Annotated in this window: 21 protein-coding genes and 1 other RNA gene; 12 read left to right on the top strand and 10 right to left on the bottom strand. The window is 28.9% G+C overall.

All coding sequences use genetic code 11. The features are described 5' to 3' along the window. The first annotated feature begins 90 nt into the window (after positions 1 to 90). Both rnpB and AAC008_RS11805 read left to right on the top strand, forming a co-directional pair. An RNA gene (gene rnpB, locus AAC008_RS11810) (RNase P RNA component class A) lies at positions 91 to 422 on the top strand. A 23-nt stretch (positions 423 to 445) separates the two neighbouring features. Then, positions 446 to 1,114 (top strand): FAD-binding oxidoreductase, encoded by a 669-nt coding sequence (locus AAC008_RS11805; RefSeq protein WP_339889489.1) that lies wholly within the window; start codon positions 446 to 448, stop codon positions 1,112 to 1,114. A gap of 3 nt (positions 1,115 to 1,117) precedes the next feature. Here the strand turns inward: AAC008_RS11805 and AAC008_RS11800 are convergent, their stop codons facing one another. The 3 genes from AAC008_RS11800 to AAC008_RS11790 are packed head-to-tail and all read right to left on the bottom strand — an operon-like array spanning position 1,118 to position 3,256. Beyond that, complete coding sequence (locus tag AAC008_RS11800) at positions 1,118 to 1,702, bottom strand: RsmD family RNA methyltransferase (RefSeq protein WP_339889488.1); 585 nt, start codon at positions 1,700 to 1,702, stop codon at positions 1,118 to 1,120. Beyond that, on the bottom strand, positions 1,699 to 2,511 hold the full coding sequence (locus AAC008_RS11795) for a DUF3822 family protein (protein WP_339889487.1): 813 nt from the start codon (positions 2,509 to 2,511) through the stop codon (positions 1,699 to 1,701). Before AAC008_RS11795 ends, AAC008_RS11800 begins: the two co-directional genes overlap by 4 nt. Then, positions 2,495 to 3,256 carry a hypothetical protein gene (locus AAC008_RS11790; protein WP_339889486.1) on the bottom strand — a complete coding sequence of 254 codons (762 nt, stop codon included), beginning with the start codon at positions 3,254 to 3,256 and terminating at the stop codon, positions 2,495 to 2,497. The genes AAC008_RS11795 and AAC008_RS11790 overlap by 17 nt, the downstream gene beginning before the upstream one ends. 123 nt (positions 3,257 to 3,379) lie before the next feature. Here AAC008_RS11790 and AAC008_RS11785 point away from each other — a divergent pair, with 123 nt between their 5' ends. The 5 genes from AAC008_RS11785 to AAC008_RS11765 all read left to right on the top strand — a co-directional run bounded on the left by AAC008_RS11785 (position 3,380) and on the right by AAC008_RS11765 (position 7,243). After that, positions 3,380 to 4,804 carry an AAA family ATPase gene (locus AAC008_RS11785; RefSeq protein ID WP_339889485.1) on the top strand — a complete coding sequence of 475 codons (1,425 nt, stop codon included), beginning with the start codon at positions 3,380 to 3,382 and terminating at the stop codon, positions 4,802 to 4,804. Between the two features lie 56 nt (positions 4,805 to 4,860). Further along, positions 4,861 to 5,418 carry a DUF4126 domain-containing protein gene (locus tag AAC008_RS11780; protein WP_339889484.1) on the top strand — a complete coding sequence of 186 codons (558 nt, stop codon included), beginning with the start codon at positions 4,861 to 4,863 and terminating at the stop codon, positions 5,416 to 5,418. A gap of 44 nt (positions 5,419 to 5,462) precedes the next feature. After that, positions 5,463 to 6,188, top strand: a complete 726-nt coding sequence (kdsB, locus tag AAC008_RS11775) for a 3-deoxy-manno-octulosonate cytidylyltransferase (protein WP_339889483.1) — start codon at positions 5,463 to 5,465, stop codon at positions 6,186 to 6,188. A gap of 61 nt (positions 6,189 to 6,249) precedes the next feature. Beyond that, complete coding sequence (locus AAC008_RS11770) at positions 6,250 to 6,720, top strand: hypothetical protein (protein ID WP_339889482.1); 471 nt, start codon at positions 6,250 to 6,252, stop codon at positions 6,718 to 6,720. Positions 6,721 to 6,754: 34 nt separating this feature from the next. Then, positions 6,755 to 7,243, top strand: coding sequence for a hypothetical protein (locus AAC008_RS11765; RefSeq protein ID WP_339889481.1), 489 nt, complete (start codon positions 6,755 to 6,757; stop codon positions 7,241 to 7,243). Here AAC008_RS11765 and AAC008_RS11760 read toward each other — a convergent pair. After that, entirely contained in the window at positions 7,227 to 7,889 is a 663-nt protein-coding gene (locus AAC008_RS11760) for a fused MFS/spermidine synthase (RefSeq protein WP_339889480.1), read from the bottom strand. The genes AAC008_RS11765 and AAC008_RS11760 overlap by 17 nt on opposite strands. A gap of 55 nt (positions 7,890 to 7,944) precedes the next feature. On the opposite strand from AAC008_RS11760, the gene AAC008_RS11755 reads away from it, so the two are divergent. After that, complete coding sequence (locus AAC008_RS11755; protein WP_339889479.1) at positions 7,945 to 8,493, top strand: 1-acyl-sn-glycerol-3-phosphate acyltransferase; 549 nt, start codon at positions 7,945 to 7,947, stop codon at positions 8,491 to 8,493. Between the two features lie 73 nt (positions 8,494 to 8,566). Here AAC008_RS11755 and AAC008_RS11750 read toward each other — a convergent pair whose 3' ends face one another. Beyond that, positions 8,567 to 9,022, bottom strand: a complete 456-nt coding sequence (locus tag AAC008_RS11750) for a helix-turn-helix transcriptional regulator (RefSeq protein ID WP_339889478.1) — start codon at positions 9,020 to 9,022, stop codon at positions 8,567 to 8,569. A 292-nt stretch (positions 9,023 to 9,314) separates the two neighbouring features. On the opposite strand from AAC008_RS11750, the gene AAC008_RS11745 reads away from it, so the two are divergent. The 3 genes from AAC008_RS11745 to AAC008_RS11735 are packed head-to-tail and all read left to right on the top strand — an operon-like array spanning position 9,315 to position 11,560. After that, positions 9,315 to 10,475, top strand: a complete 1,161-nt coding sequence (locus AAC008_RS11745; protein ID WP_339889477.1) for a M14 family zinc carboxypeptidase — start codon at positions 9,315 to 9,317, stop codon at positions 10,473 to 10,475. Positions 10,476 to 10,533: 58 nt separating this feature from the next. Then, entirely contained in the window at positions 10,534 to 11,013 is a 480-nt protein-coding gene (locus tag AAC008_RS11740) for a winged helix-turn-helix transcriptional regulator (protein WP_026715565.1), read from the top strand. Positions 11,014 to 11,059: 46 nt separating this feature from the next. Then, positions 11,060 to 11,560 carry a DinB family protein gene (locus AAC008_RS11735; protein ID WP_339889476.1) on the top strand — a complete coding sequence of 167 codons (501 nt, stop codon included), beginning with the start codon at positions 11,060 to 11,062 and terminating at the stop codon, positions 11,558 to 11,560. Positions 11,561 to 11,606: 46 nt separating this feature from the next. Here AAC008_RS11735 and AAC008_RS11730 read toward each other — a convergent pair whose 3' ends face one another. From AAC008_RS11730 to aroB, 4 genes are all read right to left on the bottom strand, one after another. Continuing rightward, entirely contained in the window at positions 11,607 to 11,954 is a 348-nt protein-coding gene (locus AAC008_RS11730) for a DNA primase (protein ID WP_339889475.1), read from the bottom strand. An 87-nt stretch (positions 11,955 to 12,041) separates the two neighbouring features. Continuing rightward, the gene (locus AAC008_RS11725) at positions 12,042 to 13,013 is read right to left on the bottom strand and encodes a deoxyhypusine synthase family protein (RefSeq protein WP_339889474.1); all 972 of its coding nucleotides are present in this window, start codon (positions 13,011 to 13,013) and stop codon (positions 12,042 to 12,044) included. 49 nt (positions 13,014 to 13,062) lie between these two features. After that, positions 13,063 to 14,466 carry an arginine decarboxylase gene (locus AAC008_RS11720; RefSeq protein ID WP_339889473.1) on the bottom strand — a complete coding sequence of 468 codons (1,404 nt, stop codon included), beginning with the start codon at positions 14,464 to 14,466 and terminating at the stop codon, positions 13,063 to 13,065. 284 nt (positions 14,467 to 14,750) lie between these two features. Next, positions 14,751 to 15,821, bottom strand: coding sequence for a 3-dehydroquinate synthase (aroB, locus tag AAC008_RS11715; RefSeq protein ID WP_339889472.1), 1,071 nt, complete (start codon positions 15,819 to 15,821; stop codon positions 14,751 to 14,753). A 97-nt stretch (positions 15,822 to 15,918) separates the two neighbouring features. Here aroB and AAC008_RS11710 point away from each other — a divergent pair, with 97 nt between their 5' ends. Next, complete coding sequence (locus tag AAC008_RS11710) at positions 15,919 to 17,085, top strand: proline dehydrogenase family protein (protein ID WP_339889471.1); 1,167 nt, start codon at positions 15,919 to 15,921, stop codon at positions 17,083 to 17,085. Between the two features lie 56 nt (positions 17,086 to 17,141). Here the strand turns inward: AAC008_RS11710 and AAC008_RS11705 are convergent, their stop codons facing one another. Continuing rightward, entirely contained in the window at positions 17,142 to 20,027 is a 2,886-nt protein-coding gene (locus AAC008_RS11705; protein WP_339889470.1) for a choice-of-anchor J domain-containing protein, read from the bottom strand. Between the last annotated feature and the right edge of the window lie 21 nt (positions 20,028 to 20,048).

Genomic DNA, 20,048 nt, shown 5'->3' with positions numbered 1-20,048 from the left:
TAAATAAATATACATAATTTAAATATTTAATGAGCCCAAATAATTGTTAAAATAACAAATAAATAATTCTATTAAAATCCTTACATTTGCAGCGCAGACCGCTTTATCGTCGTTCCGATTCGTTGGAAGGGAGGAAAGTCCGGACACCAAAGAGTAGCATAGCGGGTAACACCCGTCATTTCGATTTATCGAGATAGGACAAGTGCAACAGAAAGTATGTACAGGTAATGCTGTAGTGAAACCAGGTAAACTCTATGTGGTGAAATGTCAAGTATATCAGCATTTAAGGATTACTCGTCCGTTGTTGAAGGGTAGACAGCTTGAGTCATAAAGTAATTTATGATCTAGATAAATGATAAAGAATCTTTTTATTTTTCGAAATAAATTGAGAACAGAATCCGGCTTATAGGTCTGCTTTTTTTTAATTATATTAGTTTTAATTTTTATGAATAAAGTAATTGTTAAAGTAAAAGAATCACAGTTTATTAATTATGATGTTAAACGATTTGTGGTCGAAAAACCTGAGGGATATGAATTTATTCCAGGTCAGGCTGTAAATATTTCCATTAATGAACCTGATTGGAAAACTCAAAAAAGGCCTTTTACTTTTACAAATCAAAAAGAAGCTAAAGATTTAGAGTTCATTATTAAAATCTATAACGATCATAATGGTGTAACTAATAAGTTAGCTGGAATTAATGCAGGTGATGAATTAATATTACACGATATATTTGGAGCTATTCATTATGAGAAACCTGGAGTTTTTATTGCAGCTGGAACTGGAATTACTCCTTTTTTAGCTATTTTTAGAGACTTATATAAACAAAATAAGTTACGTGGTAATAAGTTGATTTTTGTCAATAAAACATCATTGGATGTAATTGCAGGTCAAGAATTACAGCGAATGTTTAAAGAAAATTTTAGACCAGTTTTTACAAGAGAAGGCGTTGTAGGATTTAGAGGCAAACGTATAGATAGAAACTTCTTAATTGAAAATATAGTAGACTTTAGCCAACATTTTTATGTTTGTGGCCCTTCTGAATTTGTAGAAAAAGTTGTTAAAAATTTAAAAGATTTAGGTGCTAAATCGGATAGTTTGATTTTTGAAGAATAATCTTTAAACATCATTTTCATTTTCTTCCACAAAATCATCTTCTTCCTCTTCTTTAAATTCAAAGAAAGAGAAAACAGTTCCTCCATATCTTTTAGCAAATGAAAAATGAATCATGTGTTCTAGAGAAGTGTCTTTAGAATGTTCAATAATAAACATGCCTTCTTCATCTAAAATATCATTTTCAAAAATTAATGTAACGATTTTTTCAAAGTCAACTTGAGTTAAATGATAAGGTGGATCTGCAAAAATAATATCATAACTATTTTTACATCTTTCCAAATAGGTAAAAACATCTGACTTTAAAGCTGTAATGTCAAAATCAAATTCAGTTGCGGTTTTTTTTATAAACGAAACACAGCCAAAATCACCATCAACAGCAGTAATTGGATGACTTCCTCTTGAAGCAAATTCATAGCTAATGTTTCCTGTTCCTGCAAACAATTCTAAAACACGTAATCCAGCAAAGTTAAAGTTGTTGTTTAAGACATTAAATAAGGCTTCTTTTGCCATATCTGTTGTTGGTCGAACGGGCAACTTTTTTGGTGCTTGTATTCTTCTACCTTTATGCTTTCCTGAAATGATTCTCACGAGTTGAATAGTATAAAATGACGTAACATATCTTCATTGGTTACATCATGTGTTTTTGATTGATTTGAAACATCTAATAAATTACAATTTCTAACAAACTTGTAAGCTATTTTATAAAATGAATCTTCTTTTGAAATGTTTCCAAATAATGAAATTCGAATTACTTCGGGATTTAATTGCAATTGTTCAAATGTAAATAATATATAATAGATAAAATCTTCGGGTGAATTATATTCAAATGAGTTAAATAAAAGCAATTCTTGATTTCTAACAACTACAATCTCAAAATGGTTTTCTTGAAGATGAACAAAAACTTGTTTTTCATCTACATTTTTTGATCTGTCTAATATTTTTTGAACTAATAAAGTATTTGTGTTCTTGTACTCAAAACTCTCAAATTGATCCAATAAAAAATTATTAATATTCACAAAAGGAACATAGACATTGTTAATTTCATAATTATTTAATTCATCAGCAACAAAAAAATCAGTTTCAAAAACTTTGACATTATACTGAAGATAACTTGCTATATTATCTTTGTCAAATAAAGGCTTTGGAACAAAAGTGTTAATGTTATTATCATGAAGAATAATTACTTCATCATATGCTTTAGTTAAAATAGAGTTATCAATAAAAGCATTCCACAATTGACCATCAATTACTTCATTTTGTTTAAAAGGAACCGAATTTTGAACTAATACTTTATTGGTAATTGTATCAAAGACACAAAAAGAAAGTCCACTCAAGGAAACCTGAATGGACAACTTTTTATAATTACGTTGAGTTATGTCGTTAATCGTTACTACCATATTTTTTTGGCCAATTTCCAGTTAAGGTAACATCTTCTAATGAACCTAAAACTATTTTATCTCCATTAATTTCGTCAATAGATACCTTTTTCTTTTCTTGTTCTAATAAATCTTCATCCATTCCTTTTAAGACAGCATTTTTGTCTATTTCAACTTGTAAAGTAGGGAAGGCTTTATCTTTAACAATAATTGAACTTGTTTTCATAGAAACTGGAACTTCAAAATCTTTTATTTTAAGAACATTCATTCTTTTATATCTTTCAGAATTTTTAAATAATGAATCTTTTACAGCTTTAAAACCTAGTGATCTAGTTACAACTTCATCTTTAAAATAACCACCTTTACCTGATGCGTCAGTAGTAATTCTAAAAGCTGCATTTCTAGCAACATCTGGCACAGATGTATCTTTTCTAGTGATAATTTCAAATCGAGCAGTTTCAATAAAGTTAACTAATGAATCAAATGTAGGTGCATAATTACCTTTAATTGATTTATAAGCCATCTGAGACTTTTTAATATCTTGCATCTTATTTACTGCAGTTTCATATCGAATAGCCTTTTCTTCATCAAAACGAATAGGAGCCATAACAGAACTGTAAATTAAATAACCAAAAACTCCAGAAACAATCCATAATAATATAGAAAAGAATATTCTGTTTTTTGGTGTTGCGATTTTATCAAAAATCTTTACCAATGCAAAGATTACAATAATAAGTAATACAAAAAAGATAGCTAATTTTAACATTTGATTTCTTAATTTTTTAGTTTAATAGGTAGGCAAATCTACAAATTTTTTTTCTTCTCAAAAGAATTTCTTAAAAAAATCATCAGTATATTTGAAAAATAATAAAAGCCAATACAAAAAATAATGACTTCAAACCTGTTTTACAAACTTTTACGTGATAATTTTCCATTTGAACCAACATTAAAACAGGACATTTTTTTTCAAAAAGTAGCCGATTTTGTAATTAATTCTTCTAATGACGAACTTTTTGTGCTAAAAGGCTATGCCGGAACTGGTAAAACAACCGTGATTTCTACCATAGTCAATCAACTTAAGAACGTAAACCAAAAGTATTTATTGTTAGCTCCAACTGGTAGAGCAGCAAAAGTGATTAGTAATTACTCCCAAAAACCTGCTTTTACTATTCACAAGAAAATATATTTCCCAAAAAAAGCAAGTGGTGGTGGAGTCAGTTTTACCTTACAGCCAAATAAATTCACAAACACTGTTTTTATAATTGACGAAGCTTCTATGATTTCTGATACAAATCAAGAATCTAAATTATATGAAAACGGTTCACTTTTAGATGATTTATTGTCATTTGTAGATTCGGGTAAAAATTGTAAAGCTATTTTCGTTGGAGATACAGCCCAATTACCACCAGTGCATTTAGATGTAAGTCCAGCTTTAAATATTGATTCACTTTCGCTTCATTATAACAAAAATGTACATCATATAGAATTAGACGAAGTAATGCGTCAAGAAGAAGATTCAGGAATTTTATTTAATGCAACCGAATTACGTGAGATTTTAAAATCACATTTCATAGATACTTATAAGTTTAATCTAAACGGCTTTAAAGATATCGTTCGTTTGCAAGATGGTTACGATATTCAAGATGCTATTCAAGATGCTTTTAGTAATTATGGTTTAGAAGAAACTGCGTTTATTGTTCGATCTAACAAAAGAGCCAATCAATATAATGAGCAGATTAGAAGCAAAATTTTGGGAAAAGAAAACGAAATTTCTTCTGGTGATTATATGATGGTTGTAAAAAATAATTACTTTTGGTTAAAAGATTCAGATGAAGCTGGTTTTATAGCCAATGGTGATATTATTGAAATCTTAGAAATCAGAAATATTAAAGAACTTTACGGTTTCAAATTTGCAACTGTTAAAATAAGAATGGTCGATTATCCCAATCAAATTCCGTTTGACACTATATTATTATTAGATACTATTAAAAGTGAATCACCATCTTTAACGTATGAAGAGTCAAACAAGTTATATCAAGAAGTAATGCTTGATTACGAAGATGAAACTACAAAATATAAAAAATTTCAAAAAGTAAAGAACAACGAATATTTTAATGCATTGCAAGTCAAGTTTTCTTACGCAATTACTTGTCATAAATCACAAGGTGGTCAATGGAACACGGTTTTTATTGAACAACCATACTTACCAAACGGAGTTGATAAAGATTATATAAGATGGTTGTACACAGCAATGACAAGAGCCAAAGAAAAGTTATATTTAATAGGATTTAAAGATGAGAATTTTATAGAATGATTTTCAGAAGACAGATTTTCAGATAGCTTTTTAACCTTTTAACCAAAATAGAAATAATGACAGAAACAATAATAAGCATATTACTAGGATTTGGATTAGCTGCTTCAGCTGGTTTTAGAGTATTTGTACCTTTATTTGCCTTGAGTTTAGCTACTCATTATGGTTATGTTCCTGTTGGAGATTCCTTTACTTGGATTGGTGGTTTACCAGCTATTATTTGTCTTGGAATTGCAACTGCTGTAGAAATTAGTGCTTATTATATTCCTTTTATTGATAATTTATTAGATACAATTTCAATTCCGTTAGCTACAATTGCTGGTTCTGTAGTTATGGCTTCAACTTTAATGGATTTAGATCCAATGCTAACTTGGGGATTAGCCATAATTACTGGTGGTGGAACTGCTGCTGCCATTACAACATCAACTGCTGCTGCACGAGCCACTTCAACGATAACAACTGGTGGATTAGGAAATAATTTAGTTTCCTCAACCGAAACTGCAACAGCTTCTTTTGTATCTATTTTAGCAATTTTTGCTCCAATTATAGCCTTTATTGTAGTACTTCTGATTATTTTTGTCGGAATTAAGATGTTTAAAAAGGTTTTTTCTTCTTGAAAATAGATTTTCAGACAACAGACAACAGACAACAGACAACAAAAATGAAAATAATAGCCGTAATACCAGCAAGATATGCTTCTACAAGATTTCCAGCTAAATTGATGCAAGATTTAGGAGGAAAAACTGTAATTCTAAGAACGTATGAAGCCGCAAAAAAAACAAATCTTTTTGACGATGTTTTTGTAGTAACGGATTCTGATTTGATATTCAAAGAAATTATTTCCAATGGTGGAAAAGCCATTATGTCTATAAAAGAACACGAAAGCGGAAGTGATAGAATTGCAGAAGCGGTTAAAAATATGGATGTTGATGTTGTGATAAACGTTCAAGGAGACGAACCTTTTATTGACGAAAATCCATTAAAAGCTTTGATTGAAGTTTTTAAAAATGATAAAGATAAAAAAGTAGATTTAGCTTCGGTAATGTGTCAGATTACTGATAAACAAGATGTTGAAAACCCAAATAACGTAAAAGTAATCACAGACCAAAACGGATTTGCCTTATACTTTTCACGTTCTGTAATTCCTTTTCCAAGAGAAGAAAACGTTGGTGTTCGTTACATGAAACACATCGGAATTTACGCTTTTAGAAAAAAAGCTTTATTAGATTTTTACAGTTTGCCAATGCTTTCTTTAGAAGCTTCCGAAAAATTGGAGCAACTTCGTTATTTAGAATACGGAAAACGCATTAAAATGATTGAAACCAATCACATCGGAATTGGAATTGATACCAAAGAAGATTTGGAACGAGCTAGGAAGATGGTTTAGACAATATTTATAGTGTAAAACACGTTTATAGAAAAAGATTAACAATTAATAAATATGAATCATGAAAAACTTAAAACAACTTAAATTTAGTTTAGTAATTACCATTTTATTTATGTCAACATTTTCATCATGTAATAATGACGATGATAGCTCTTCTTCCAATGTAAATAATCCAAATGATGTGATCAATATCGTTAATAATGGAACTTGGCGAATTACTTATTATTTTGACACAGATCAAGAAGAAACAAACACATTCACAGGTTATAATTTTACTTTTGGAGCTAATAGTGTTTTAACAACGACTAATGGAACTAATACTTATACAGGTATTTGGTCAGTAACGGATAGTAATAGTAATGATGACAGTATAAGTGATTTGCATTTTAATATTGCTTTTGCATCACCAACTGAATTTGAAGAATTAACTGATGATTGGGAAATAACGGAGAAATCGGCAACGATTATAAAACTTAGAGACGTTAGTGGCGGAAATGGTGGAACGGATTATTTAACATTCACTAAGAATTAAAATGTAATATAAAATCAATTTCCGGATAATAATTATGGATAAAAATTTAAAGGAAATTTCAAAAATTTACTTATTTGGAATTGCACTTTTTTCATACTTGGCACTTATTAGTACTGTATATTTAATTTGGATGATTTTTACAGATATTTTTTTAATGAATGGTATTCCTTTTAAAACCTCATTTTGGATTAATAGCTGTATTTCATTATTCTTATTTATAGTTGGAATAATTTTTTCATTAAAGTTTATAAAAAAAACGAAATCTGTAAATTATTTTAAATATTTAATTATTGTAGTAGTAATATTAATTTTAGCTCAATTACTACAATTCCTATTAGCTATTTTTCATATTGAATTTCTGTTAGAAAATTATTCTGGTGAATTTGATAAATATTATAATGGTGAAAATAAAAAAGCAATTTATGGAACTTATTATGCGCTTTTTGAATATTTACAATATCTTTCAATTGGATTGATAGTTTTCATAAATATAAAAAAATCAAAAATCAATTCAATTTCTTAATTGTAAACAACTCATTATGCTCTTCAATTTTTGGATACATTCGTAAAGAATACTCTTCCTTAAATTTTGAACGATACAATTTGTTTCTTTCTTTATCTTTTTCGGTTAAAACCATTGTGTTGAATAAAATAAATCCGTTTACGTTCAATAATGTATTTACGTGATTGATAAAAAAGTCTTCAAACAAAAAATTAGGCATTACTGTGTCTTGAAAAATATCTATAATTATTAAATCATATTTCTCTGTAGTTTTTAGAACAAATTCAAAAGCATCATCATTTACCAATTCTAAATTTTCAACTTCATTTAATTTGAAATATTGATTAGCTAATTCAAGTACATTTTTGTCTAATTCGACACCAGTAATTTTTCCATTATATTTTATTTCGTCCACTAGTGTTTTTATAACACTTCCACCAGCAACACCAAGGACCAAAATATGTTCAAAATTTTTGATTCTTTCAAAACCAATAAAGCGCAATCCTTTTTTTAGAGCTCTTTGTAAACTTCCATAAGAATAATTTGTGTTTTTAGAATCTAGAACCAATTTACCATTATTCCATGTAACTTCTAGGGTTTTATTTATATCAGAATTTTGTTTGTGTATATTTATAGGAAATAAATAACTCAATAATTTTTGAAACATTATCTTTGTAATTGGTTGTAGCGTAAAGATAAAATTTATTTTAAGAAATAAAAACATGAAGAAAACGATATATAAGTTTATTTTTTCAAACCTATTTGGTTGGAAAGTTGTGGGTGACATAGATGATAATATAAAAAAATGCATTGTCATTGCAGTTCCACACACAAGTTGGTGGGATTTTTTCTTGGGAATTTTTTCAAGAGCAATTTTAGAGAAAGAAATTAATTATGTTGGAAAAAAAGAATTATTTGTTTTTCCTTTTGGCTATTTTTTTAAATGGACAGGAGGAACACCTTTAAATCGTCAAGCCAAAGAAAACAAAGTTGATTCTATAGCTAGAATATTTGAAAGCAAAGAAGTTTTTAGATTAGCGATTGCACCAGAAGGAACAAGAAAAAAAGTTTCAGAATGGAAAACCGGATTTTATTATATTGCTTTAAAAGCAAATGTTCCAATTCTACCAGTAGCATTTGATTATGGAAAAAAAGAAGTGGTTTATCACAAACCATTTTATCCAACAGGAAATATTGAAGAGGACATGAAAATTCTTCATTCTTACTTTATAGGTGTAAAAGGTAAAGTAGCCGAAAATAGTTTTGAATAATTAAATAGTCATTTTAATAAAAAGAAAAAATCTTCAATTTATATTGAAGATTTTTTTTTTACGCTTATGTGAATTATGGGATGTAATTTTTAAAAGTACCATTTTTAAAAAAGACAACGATTCGATCTATTTCACTTTCAGAATGATTTTCAGAAGTTGAAATTTGTGTGACTTTTTTCTCTTCATGAACTTCATTTTTTTCTTCAACTTTCTCTTCATTTTTATTTGAAAATAAATCTTCATTTAGATTAGGTTCAGTTTTTCTTTCTGGTTGAATAATTGTTGGAGCAGGAGTAAAGTCATCTTTTGGAAAACTTCCTTTTCCATTTAAAATCCATTCTAAAGTTACTTCAGGAAACTCTTCCGCTAGTTTCATAATGAAATCTAAACTAGGTTTATTTCTTCCTGAAAGTAGGTGTGACATACTCGAACGTTGCACACTAATTTTATCTGCAAATGATGAGGCTGTTAAACTATAATATTCTAAAACTGTTTCTAATCTTTTGATGAAATCTTCGATGTTTACCATTGTAAATAGTGTAAATGAAATAACTTGTTACAAATGTAAATAAATAGTATTTGAAACGCAAATTTACTTTTGTAAACATGATTTTTACATTTAATTAAAACATTAGATAAAGATATTTATACTCCTGGTTACTAATTACTTAATTGTATTTTCTTGTTTGGTGTATTATTGTAAACATTATGGTTCTTAATAGGTGTTTTGTACGTTTACATAAGTAAATTATCTATTGATTTTAATTGTTTACAAATGTAAATTATAAGTTGTTTACATTTGTAATTCATAAATGTAAACTATGTTATACGAAGAAATATTCTCTACTTACACTAATAAAAATATTAAAGGTAGACATATCATAAACAAGTCTATTGAACCAATTTTAGAAAAATTAAACACTGATTTTAAAGTTAAGATTGAAGGAAAGTCAGTCTTAGAAAAGCCAATTTATTCTGTGCAATTTGGTCATGGAAAAACTAAAATTTATATGTGGTCTCAAATGCATGGTGATGAATCAACTTGTACAAAAGCCATTTTAGATTTGTTTGAAATCTTATCAAATGATAAAGATTATGCTACTTTTATTCAATCAACTTATACCTTATATATAGTTCCGTTAGTAAACCCAGATGGTGCAGAAGTTCATACAAGAGAGAACATAAATAAGGTTGATTTAAATAGAGATGTAAATGAATGTACGCAACCAGAAAGTAAAATTTTAAAGCAAATATTCGAAAACTTTCAACCTGATTACTGCTTAAATATGCACGATCAAAGAACTATTTATGGAATTGGAGAGACTAATAAATCGGCAATTATTTCATTTTTAGCTCCAGCTTATAATCAAAATCGTGAGATTAATCAATATCGTTCAAAGGCAATGCAAATTATAGGAAAGATGAATAATGTGTTGCAAAATTACATTCCTGGTCATGTAGGAAGATATAATGATGCTTATTGTGACAATTGCTTTGGAGATTACTTTGCCTCTAAAAATGCAGTTACAATCTTATTTGAAGCTGGTCATCATCCAAATGATTATGCAAGAGATATTACGAGAAAGTATATTTTTATAGGACTTTTAGTAGCTTTTGATAAAATTCACGAAAACGATATAGTTGATGATAATAATTCAGAATATTTCATTATTCCTGATAATAAAGTCAGTTTTTTTGATATTCTTTACAAAAATGTGAAAATAATTGAAAATGGTAACGAAAAAATAATTAATTTTGCATCTCAATATAAAGAAGTAGTTAAAGACGGAATTATTGTTTTTGAACCTTATATAGTAATTATTGAAAATAATACTCAAAATTACTTTGGACATATTGAATATGATTTAGAAGGAGAACTGTTTTATTCTACTTATTGTTCTATTCCTGAAAACGATGTTAAATCTGATTTTTTTATCGGAAAAAACAATGAATTCATCGATGGAATACTAAAAATAAAATAAATACGTTCTTTTATTTAAAAAATTTTATTTTTTTTGCACAAAATTTATAAATAATAATATGAGTAAGTATAGATTAGACGAGGTAGATCATCAAATTTTGGATATGTTGATTGATAATACTAGAGTTCCTTTTACAGATATAGCTAAAAAGTTGCTAATTTCTGCAGGAACAGTGCATGTAAGGGTGAAAAAGATGGAAGAAGCAGGTATTATTCAAGGTTCTTCATTGACATTGGATTATGAAAAACTAGGTTATTCATTTATTGCTTATGTTGGGGTTTTTCTTCATAATACATCACAAACTAAATTTGTTTTAGAGCGTATTAGTGAAATCCCTTTTGTTACTGTTGCTCATATCACAACCGGTAAATTTAATATTTTCTGCAAAATTAGAGCAAAAGATACTAAACATGCCAAAGAGGTTATCTTTATGATAGACGATATTGAAGGAGTTTATAGAACCGAAACAATGATTTCTCTGGAAGAAAGTATCAATGACAAAAAACGATTGATGCATACAATATTTAAAGAAATGTAAAATTATATAAGCCTCTTAATCGAGGCTTTTTTTATAACTATATATTATGAATAAAAATGAATACGCTCCCTACTTTGAGACTTACATAAGTTTATCTAATGACTTAAATATGCCAAATGATTTTATATCTAATATGAAGAGTTGTGTAGATTTTTTTCAATCTTTACCAACTGAAAAATTAGATTATCGTTATCAAACAGGAAAATGGTCCATAAAAGACATTTTATTACATTTAATTGATTGCGAAAGAATATTTCAATATAGAGCTTTGCGAATTTCGAGAAACGATAAAACAGCTTTACCAGGCTTCGAAGAAAATGATTATGCAATTGAAGCAAAGGCAACAAATCGTTCTTTAGATAGCTTATTAGACGAATATAAATCGGTAAGAAATGCAACTGTTACGTTATTTAATTCTTTTACTGATGAAGAATTGAAGCGAGTAGGTAATGCTTCTGGAAAAGATATTTCGGTTAGAGCAATCGGCTTTATTATTCTGGGACATGAATTACATCACATAAATATTATTAAAGAAAGATATTTATAAATTTATTAAATAAAAAAAGCACTCATATCGAGTGCTTTTTTTGTTTTTATTCTTCTTCCTCTTCTTCATCAGAAGGTTTATCTGAAATGTTTTCTTCTTCATCGTCTTCATCATCAATTTCTAATTCTAAATTGTCTGTTGGTGTTTCAACGTCTAAATCATCATCTACTTCATCTTCATCATCAAAATTTTCAATTCTGTCAGCTAGTTTAGTACTTACTTTTACTAAAAAAATAGTATCTTCTGTTCGTACTTCAACTGCTTCAATAGCTTCATTTTTAGCGTTTTTAAATCTAATGATATCTGAATCATCATACCCATCTGGAAATCTATCCACTAGTAGTGTAAGGATTTCGTTTGTTAATTTAGCGTAATCAACAATTACTCGTTTCATTGTGTAGGTTTTAATCTTAATATATTTTTCAAAAGTAACACCCAATTTTATATTATCAAAGAATTATTTTCAAAAAAATAAAAATAATTAATTTCCTAATATATATGCAAAAATAAGCGGTGCCACTATGGTTGCATCAGATTCAATTATAAACTTTGGCGTATCAATATCTAATTTACCCCATGTAATTTTTTCATTTGGAACTGCTCCTGAGTAAGAACCATAACTAGTTGTTGAGTCAGAAATCTGGCAAAAATAGCTCCAAAAAGGAATTTCAGTCATTTCCATATCTTGATAAAGCATTGGAACTACGCAAATAGGGAAATCACCTGCGATTCCACCACCAATTTGGAAGAAACCTAATCCTTTTCCATCAGAATTTTTTGGATACCAATCAGCTAACCACATCATGTATTCAATTCCACTTTTCGTGGTTGAAACTTTTAGTTCTCCTTTAATACAATATGAAGCAAAAATATTACCCATTGTACTATCTTCCCAACCTGGAACAACTATTGGTAAGTTTTTTTCTGCAGCTGCAACCATCCAAGAATCTTTAGGGTCAATTTCGTAATATTGCTCTAAAACTCCCGAATTAATCATTTGATACATAAATTCATGTGGAAAAAAACGTTCTCCAGATTTATCAGCTTTGTTCCAAATATCAAATAAATGCGATTGCAATCTTCGAAAAGCTTCTTCTTCAGGAATGCAAGTATCAGTCACACGATTGAAGTGGTTGTCTAATAAATCTCTTTCTTCTTGTGGTGTTAAATCTCTATAATTTGGAATTCTTTTGTATGAATTATGAGCCACTAAGTTCATAATATCTTCTTCCAAGTTTGCACCTGTACATGAAATAATGTGTATTTTATCCTGACGAATCATTTCGGCTAATGATTTTCCCATTTCAGCTGTACTCATTGCACCAGCTAAAGTTACCATCATTTTTCCGTTATCTAATAAATGTTCTTCATATCCTTTTGCTGCGTCAACTAAAGCTGCTGCGTTAAAGTGTAAAAAATTATTTTCTATAAATTGACTAATTGGTCCTTTCATTTTCTTTTGTTTATTTGTTTAACTGCTAAATCATTAAACTGTTTGATATTTATTCTTTTTTTACGTACCCTAAAATATTCATAATATCTTCAGCTTTTTGTTGTTCTGAAAATAATTCTGTTGCTATAATTCCGTTTTCATCTCTATCAATTAGGATATGTTTGGGTTGTGGAATTAAACAGTGATGTAAACCTCCAAATCCACCAATTGTTTCTTGATAAGCACCAGTGTTAAAGAATCCAATGTATAAAGGTTTTTCTTTATTATATTTTGGTAAATATACTGCATTCATGTTTTGTTCAGAGTTGTAGTAATCATCACTATCACATGTTAAACCTCCTAGCAAAACTCTTTCGTAAGTGTCATTCCAACGGTTGATGGCTAACATAACAAAACGTTTGTTAATTGCCCAAGTATCTGGTAAAGTAGTTATGAATGAACTATCAATCATGTTCCACTTTTCTCTATCATTTTGTTGTTTTTGGTATAAAACCTGATAAATTGCTCCACCACTTTCTCCAACAGTAAATGATCCAAACTCAGTAAATATATTTGGAACAGCAACTTCTGCATCATCACAGGCAATTTTGATTTGATTGATGATTTCGTCAATCATGTATTGGTAATCATATTCAAAAGCTAATGAATTCTTAATAGGAAATCCACCACCAATATTTAAACTATCAAGTGCAGGACATTCTTTCTTAAGAGCAATGTATACTTTTAAACATTTTAATAATTCATTCCAATAATAGGCAGTATCACGAATTCCAGTGTTTATAAAGAAGTGAAGCATTTTTAATTCCACTTGTTTATTATCCTGAATTTGTTTTCTGTAAAAAGGAACAATATTTTTATAACCTATTCCTAATCTAGAAGTATAAAATTCAAATTTTGGTTCTTCTTCGGCAGCAATTCTAATTCCTATCTTGAATTTACCGTCAATTTGTTCTTGTAATAAGTCTAATTCTTCGTAATTATCAATTACTGGAATTGTATTTTTTTGTCCGTTATTAATTAAACGAGCGATGTTATCTACATAAGCATCACGTTTGAAACCGTTACAAATTACATAAGTTTTCTTAGTAATTTTTCCTTCAGCTAAAAGGTTTTCAACGATATTGATATCAATTGCTGATGAAGTTTCAATGTGAATGTTATTTTTAAAAGCTTCATTCATTATAAACTGAAAATGAGAACTTTTTGTACAATAGCAATATTGATAATTACCTTCATACTTATGTTTTTCCATCGCTTTTCTAAACCAACCTTTTGCTTTGTTGATGTTGTTAGAAATTTGAGGTAAATATGTAAATTTTAAAGGTGTTCCGTATTGTTCGACCAATGCCATTAAATCAATATTATGAAACTCAAGATTGTCTTTATTCAGTTTGAATTCTTCTTGAGGAAAATAAAATGTTTGATTTATTAAGTCGTAATATTTAGTGTTCATTAGTTTTTGTTCTATTTGTTGTTAATTAAAAATTTGAAAATCAGTATTTTAGATAATTCAAACCCTAATATTAGCAAATATAACTACTAATTTTTCTTTAAAAGTTTTGGACAGTAAAAACAATTCAACGTTTAATTCATAAAACAAAGAAGTATTCAATTTTAGTTCAATTGATTTTTTGTCTTTTTTCTCTGAAGAGTTAGTATTAAATGTATATGCGTTATCTTTCATTGCAACAAAGGTAAAAATTAATTTACTTTTTTGTAAGGTATTGTATTATTTTTTTACAATGCCTTATAATCTTCAAAAGATTTGTAAATCAATTGATTACCTGCTTCTTCGTTGATTTTTGATTTTCCAATTCCATCTAATAAGGCAAATTGTATTTTTCCGAATTCATTTTTCTTATCATAAATCAATAATTCGATGATTTTTTCAATGTCATTTTTTTCAAATGAAATAGTATCAAAAATGTCTTTGATGATGAATTTTATTTCTTGATACTCTTCTTTAGAAAGCAAGTTTTTTTCCATTGAAATATGACTTTCTAATATCATTCCAACTGCAACAGCTTCACCGTGAAGTAATTTGGTTTTAGCTTCATTTTCTAAAAAGTAACTTTCAATTGCATGACCTAATGTATGTCCAAAATTTAAAGCTTTTCTAATTCCATTTTCAGTTAAGTCTTCAGAAACTATCTTGTTTTTTATTTCAATGGATTCATGGATTAAACTTTCTAAATCTTCTGAATTTAAGGCTGATAAATCTTTGAATTTATTCCAATAGTTCACGTCATAAATTAGACCATGTTTTAACATTTCGGCTAAACCAGAGCGCATTTCTAATTGGGGTAATGTTTCTAAAAAAGAAGAAACAACTACAACAGCTTTAGGTTCACGAATGATTCCAATTTGATTTTTTAATTGACCTAAATCAACGCCATTTTTTCCACCAACAGAAGCGTCAACCATTGATAATAGTGTAGTAGGTACATTTATAAAATCAATTCCTCTTTTAAAAGTACAAGCCACAAATCCACCTAAATCAGTAACAACGCCACCACCAAGATTGATTAAAATACTTTTTCTATCGCCACCTGATTCAGTTAAGGAATGCCATAATTGCAAACAAGTTTCGATGTTTTTATGTTCTTCACCATTTTCAATTTCAATGATTTCAATTTCAACTTCAGTCGCTAAGTTGGCTAGAAAAGTAGGTAAACAATATTGGCTTGTATTTTCATCAACTAAAACAAAAATCTTCGAATAAGCTGTTGGTTTTAGGATTGATGACAAATAAGAATAACCATCTTCATTAAAAAAAATAGAATAGGTAGTGGCTTTTATAGTTTGCATTTTTATAAAGATTCAATTTAGTGCAAAATAAGGTAAATTTTATTTAAAAATAAGTAAGACTAACGTATATTTGCATAGATTTTTTGAATTTAAAATAATGGAAAAAATATTTACAAATACACAAACTGCTTTTGCGTTAAAAAGTGATTCTGAATTAGAAAGGGCTTACTTTTTGTTTAAAATGATTGAAAGTCAACCACTTGTTAGAATTGGAACGGCTGTAACTAACTTTGCTTTAAAAGCTCATTTACCAGTTGAAGGATTAATTCGTTCAACGGTTTTTGATCATTTTTGTGGTGGAGTTAATGAAAAAGATTGTTTAACTGTTGTAGATAACATGTTTACAAAAGGAGTTTCTGCTGTTTTAGACTATTCAGTGGAAGGTAAAGAAGCAGAAGATCAATTTGATGCAGCTTTTGATATGGTTATGAAAACGATTGAATTTGCTAAAGAACGTGATGCTATTCCGTTTGCTGTTTTTAAACCAACTGGTTTGGGACGATTATCTTTGTATCAAAAAGTTGGGGAGAAGAAAGAATTAAATGCATCTGAACAAGCAGAATGGAATAATGTTATATCTCGTTTTGATAAATTATGTAAAGTGGCTCACGAAAAAGATGTTGCCGTTTTAATCGATGCTGAAGAAAGTTGGATGCAAGATGCAGCTGACGATTTAGTAGCTCAAATGATGAAAAAATATAACAAAGAAAAAGCTATTGTTTTCAATACCTTGCAAATGTATCGTTGGGATCGATTAGATTATTTGAAAAAATTGCATGATGAAGCTAAAAATGAACATTTTGTAATTGGAATGAAATTGGTTCGTGGTGCCTATTTAGAAAAAGAAAACGAAAGAGCTAAAGAAAAGGGCTATAAATCTCCAATTTGTGCTTCTAAACAAGCTACAGATGATAATTTTAATGCAGCTGTTGATTATATGTTAGATCATATTGATTCCATGTCCATTTTTGCTGGAACGCATAATGAAGAAAGCTCATATATGTTAATGCAACAAATGAAAGAAAGAAATATTGCTCCAAATGATACAAAAATTTGGTTCGGACAATTATATGGAATGAGCGATAATATTAGCTACAATTTAGCGGCTCATGGATATAATGTTGCTAAATACTTGCCTTTTGGACCTGTTAGAGATGTGATGCCTTACTTAATAAGAAGAGCAGAAGAAAACACTTCTGTAGCTGGACAAACTAGTAGAGAATTAAGTTTGATTAAAGCAGAAAAACAAAGAAGAAAATTATAAATATGAAAAATCCCGATTTTAATTGAATCGGGATTTTTTTTGAAGTTTATTTTGGTCTAATTCTTAATTAACTTCTTTGTTATTTTTCCATTATTTTCTGTTGAGATAGCAATTATATAAATACCACTATTGAAATTTGATAAGTCAATACGTTCAACTTTTGATTGACTTTGATAAACTACTTTTCCTAACATATCATGAATTTGAATTGATTTGATATCAATAGTTGAAGTTCCATAATTTATGTTTAATATATCATTTGTTGGATTTGGATAAATTGAAATTTCATTTGATAAGAAATTTTCAGTTGATAATGGATTAACAAATGTAGTTTGAAATGTATTTGTAATGATTGCAGGATTAAAATCAAAGTAAATTTCGGCTGTATTTGGAATCATATCGTTAACAGCAAAACCAGGATTTGGCTTAATTTTGAAAGAAACATAGCCTTGACTTAATTCTTCACTTACCGAATTGCTTGGTAAATTAATATCAGCAAACTTCCATGTTAGTTGGTTATTATCCTTTGTTAAAATATAATTATGACTTGCATCAATCATTCTTAATGTTGTTGGATTTAACTGTGAATTTAATGCATCTTGAATTTCAACGTTTATGGCATCAGCCGTTCCTGTATTTTGAAAACGAATGGTGTAGAATAAATAATCATCTGTTGTAAATGAATTGATATTTATGGTTTCACCGTGAGCCTCCATTTTATCATTTGGATCATAAGCACCTATAATGACTTGATTTATATTAAATGAATTATTAAATGAATTAACATCTGTAGCTGTTGAAGTTATTGTGGCAGAATTAGTTATTATATCACCTAAATTAACAACTGGAATATTTGGAACATACATTTCTACAGAAAGATATCTAGTTTCTTGAGGTAATAAATTAGTATAATTTAAAGTAAAACCAGAAGAATTTATAATTGCTGAAGTGTTACTAACACTGGTTATGGCTACATCAGGGTCTTTTGTAAATGATATTACACCACTTGAAGTAATTGTTCCGTTGTTCTTAAAAACTATTGTGTTATAATATGTGAAACCAGGTCTTGGTGAACTTCCACCAATGTATAAACTTTCATCAAGAAATGGTTGATTAACGCTGATTGGAAAAAAGTATTCGTTATTGCTTGGGTTTGTTGAAATAATTAAATCATCATATATTGATAAAGATGACAAATAACTGCTATATTCTGAATCAATTATAAAACTAGCATCAACTAGTTCAACAGAATAAACTTCGTTCAAATTGGTTATGCCCGAATATGCATTTCTAAATATAGGACTTCCAGAATTATTTTTCTCTAACTGGAATGTACCATTAGTAAAATAAGGTTCGTTATTCTGTTTTACAGTGTCATTGTTTAAATCAAGAAATGCTTTAAAAACCATATCTTCAAAATCACAACTCAATTGGGACATTGTATTACTATATATAAAACAATTTGCATCTTGTTGGTTTTGTAGATGAACATTTACATTAGTTCCATTTGTAAATGGTCCAAACTGCATTGTTCCTGGTGATGTTATTGATGGAACAACTGTTGGAGAAGCAGGTGTACTTGTTCCTACTATAGAAATAGCAGTTCCCATATTATAAATATTTGCTTCAATGAAAAAAGTATCTGGAATGTTATTACAATTTGAAACTTTTTCAAAATCAACATACATGTTAATACAACTACCCTCCTGAATTGTTAAAGTATAATCTACAGTTTGAGGCTGTGCCAAACTAGAAATTACTATGTAATAAGTTTGTCCAGCAGTTGGAGTAAAAATAATTCTATCTGGTGTTGTAGTTCCATTTCCTCCAGTATTACCAGCAACACAACTAACACCCACATTTGAACATGAATTATAGATAAATAATCCTGACCAAGTAGAATTTGTTTGCGAACTAATTATTAAAGAATTTGAGCTTGTTGCTGTAAAACTATAAAACACATCATTTCCATCTAAATAGGTTCCAGTTGTTCCACAACCAGAACTACCGGGAATTCCGTCAATCAAATCTGAATGATAAGCTGTGTTACCTGTAGATTGAAATGGTAAGTTACTAACAGGGAAAGGTTCTGCACAACTTGAGCCTATATTTAAAGTACAAAAATTATATGGTCCAACCCATTCACTTTTATAGATAGAGGTGCACAAGCTTCTTACATAATAATCATAACAGGTATTTGAAGTTAAACCTGTAACTGTATACGGAATAGTATTTGTTATTGTTCCAGTACCGGAAGGATTTGTTCCTGCAGGAATAATTTCAACTTCCCATTGTGTAGCGCTACTTGGGTTAGTCCAACTTAAATCTGCTGATGTTGTTGTGTTATTTGTAGCTGTTAAATTTATAGGATCTAAACATTGTTCTGCAAAATCAACATCATCAATTATCCAACGATCACCATTATTATTTGTCATTACAAATGCAACATAAACTTGTAGGCCAGCAAAAGCAGATAGTGAAACTATTTTTTCTTCACATACATTATATACTGCATTTAAATCTGTTTCATCCCAAGTTTGGATAGTTGTAAAACTTGCAACATCAGTTTGAGAAACTGTAGATACTCTAATAGTATAAATACTGCCAAAATTTGCAGCTAAAGTTTGTTTTGTAGAAAATCGAAGCTGGCCGTTATTTGGAATCAAGACTTGTGGTGTAACTAACCAATCTTCTGCAAAAGTTCCATTTGCAACTGTTTCTTTGCTTAAATATGCGGAACGACCATTACAAGAACTTGGTGAAGGAATAACGCTCCAAGATTGAGCAAGTCCAATTCCATTATCAAAAACTTTCCATGTACCTGAATTTAAAATCCAATTTCCTCCAGTTGGAACTGATGTTCCTTCAAAATCTTCAAATTGTGCATAAGAAGCGAAAGAAAACAGCATAAACATAAAAATGTAGAAAGTAGTTTTATTCATATTTGAAAAAGCTTGTTAGTT

Origin of the sequence: uncultured Flavobacterium sp. (assembly GCF_963975515.1) — a bacterium.
GTDB lineage: Bacteria > Bacteroidota > Bacteroidia > Flavobacteriales > Flavobacteriaceae > Flavobacterium.
The sequence above is the reverse complement of the archived record's forward strand: the minus strand, read 5'-3'. Positions and strand labels throughout refer to the sequence as shown.

Bases quoted from the DNA above. Each gene is read 5' to 3' on its own strand.
- AAC008_RS11805 (WP_339889489.1), top strand. From the start codon at position 446: ATGAATAAAGTAATTGTTAAAGTAAAAGAATCACAGTTTATTAATTAT.
- AAC008_RS11795 (WP_339889487.1), bottom strand. From the start codon at position 2,511: ATGGTAGTAACGATTAACGACATAACTCAACGTAATTATAAAAAGTTG.
- AAC008_RS11790 (WP_339889486.1), bottom strand. From the start codon at position 3,256: ATGTTAAAATTAGCTATCTTTTTTGTATTACTTATTATTGTAATCTTT.
- AAC008_RS11785 (WP_339889485.1), top strand. From the start codon at position 3,380: ATGACTTCAAACCTGTTTTACAAACTTTTACGTGATAATTTTCCATTT.
- AAC008_RS11780 (WP_339889484.1), top strand. From the start codon at position 4,861: ATGACAGAAACAATAATAAGCATATTACTAGGATTTGGATTAGCTGCT.
- kdsB (WP_339889483.1), top strand. From the start codon at position 5,463: ATGAAAATAATAGCCGTAATACCAGCAAGATATGCTTCTACAAGATTT.
- AAC008_RS11770 (WP_339889482.1), top strand. From the start codon at position 6,250: ATGAAAAACTTAAAACAACTTAAATTTAGTTTAGTAATTACCATTTTA.
- AAC008_RS11765 (WP_339889481.1), top strand. From the start codon at position 6,755: ATGGATAAAAATTTAAAGGAAATTTCAAAAATTTACTTATTTGGAATT.
- AAC008_RS11760 (WP_339889480.1), bottom strand. From the start codon at position 7,889: ATGTTTCAAAAATTATTGAGTTATTTATTTCCTATAAATATACACAAA.
- AAC008_RS11755 (WP_339889479.1), top strand. From the start codon at position 7,945: ATGAAGAAAACGATATATAAGTTTATTTTTTCAAACCTATTTGGTTGG.
- AAC008_RS11750 (WP_339889478.1), bottom strand. From the start codon at position 9,022: ATGGTAAACATCGAAGATTTCATCAAAAGATTAGAAACAGTTTTAGAA.
- AAC008_RS11745 (WP_339889477.1), top strand. From the start codon at position 9,315: ATGTTATACGAAGAAATATTCTCTACTTACACTAATAAAAATATTAAA.
- AAC008_RS11740 (WP_026715565.1), top strand. From the start codon at position 10,534: ATGAGTAAGTATAGATTAGACGAGGTAGATCATCAAATTTTGGATATG.
- AAC008_RS11735 (WP_339889476.1), top strand. From the start codon at position 11,060: ATGAATAAAAATGAATACGCTCCCTACTTTGAGACTTACATAAGTTTA.
- AAC008_RS11730 (WP_339889475.1), bottom strand. From the start codon at position 11,954: ATGAAACGAGTAATTGTTGATTACGCTAAATTAACAAACGAAATCCTT.
- AAC008_RS11725 (WP_339889474.1), bottom strand. From the start codon at position 13,013: ATGAAAGGACCAATTAGTCAATTTATAGAAAATAATTTTTTACACTTT.
- AAC008_RS11720 (WP_339889473.1), bottom strand. From the start codon at position 14,466: ATGAACACTAAATATTACGACTTAATAAATCAAACATTTTATTTTCCT.
- aroB (WP_339889472.1), bottom strand. From the start codon at position 15,821: ATGCAAACTATAAAAGCCACTACCTATTCTATTTTTTTTAATGAAGAT.
- AAC008_RS11710 (WP_339889471.1), top strand. From the start codon at position 15,919: ATGGAAAAAATATTTACAAATACACAAACTGCTTTTGCGTTAAAAAGT.
- AAC008_RS11705 (WP_339889470.1), bottom strand. From the start codon at position 20,027: ATGAATAAAACTACTTTCTACATTTTTATGTTTATGCTGTTTTCTTTC.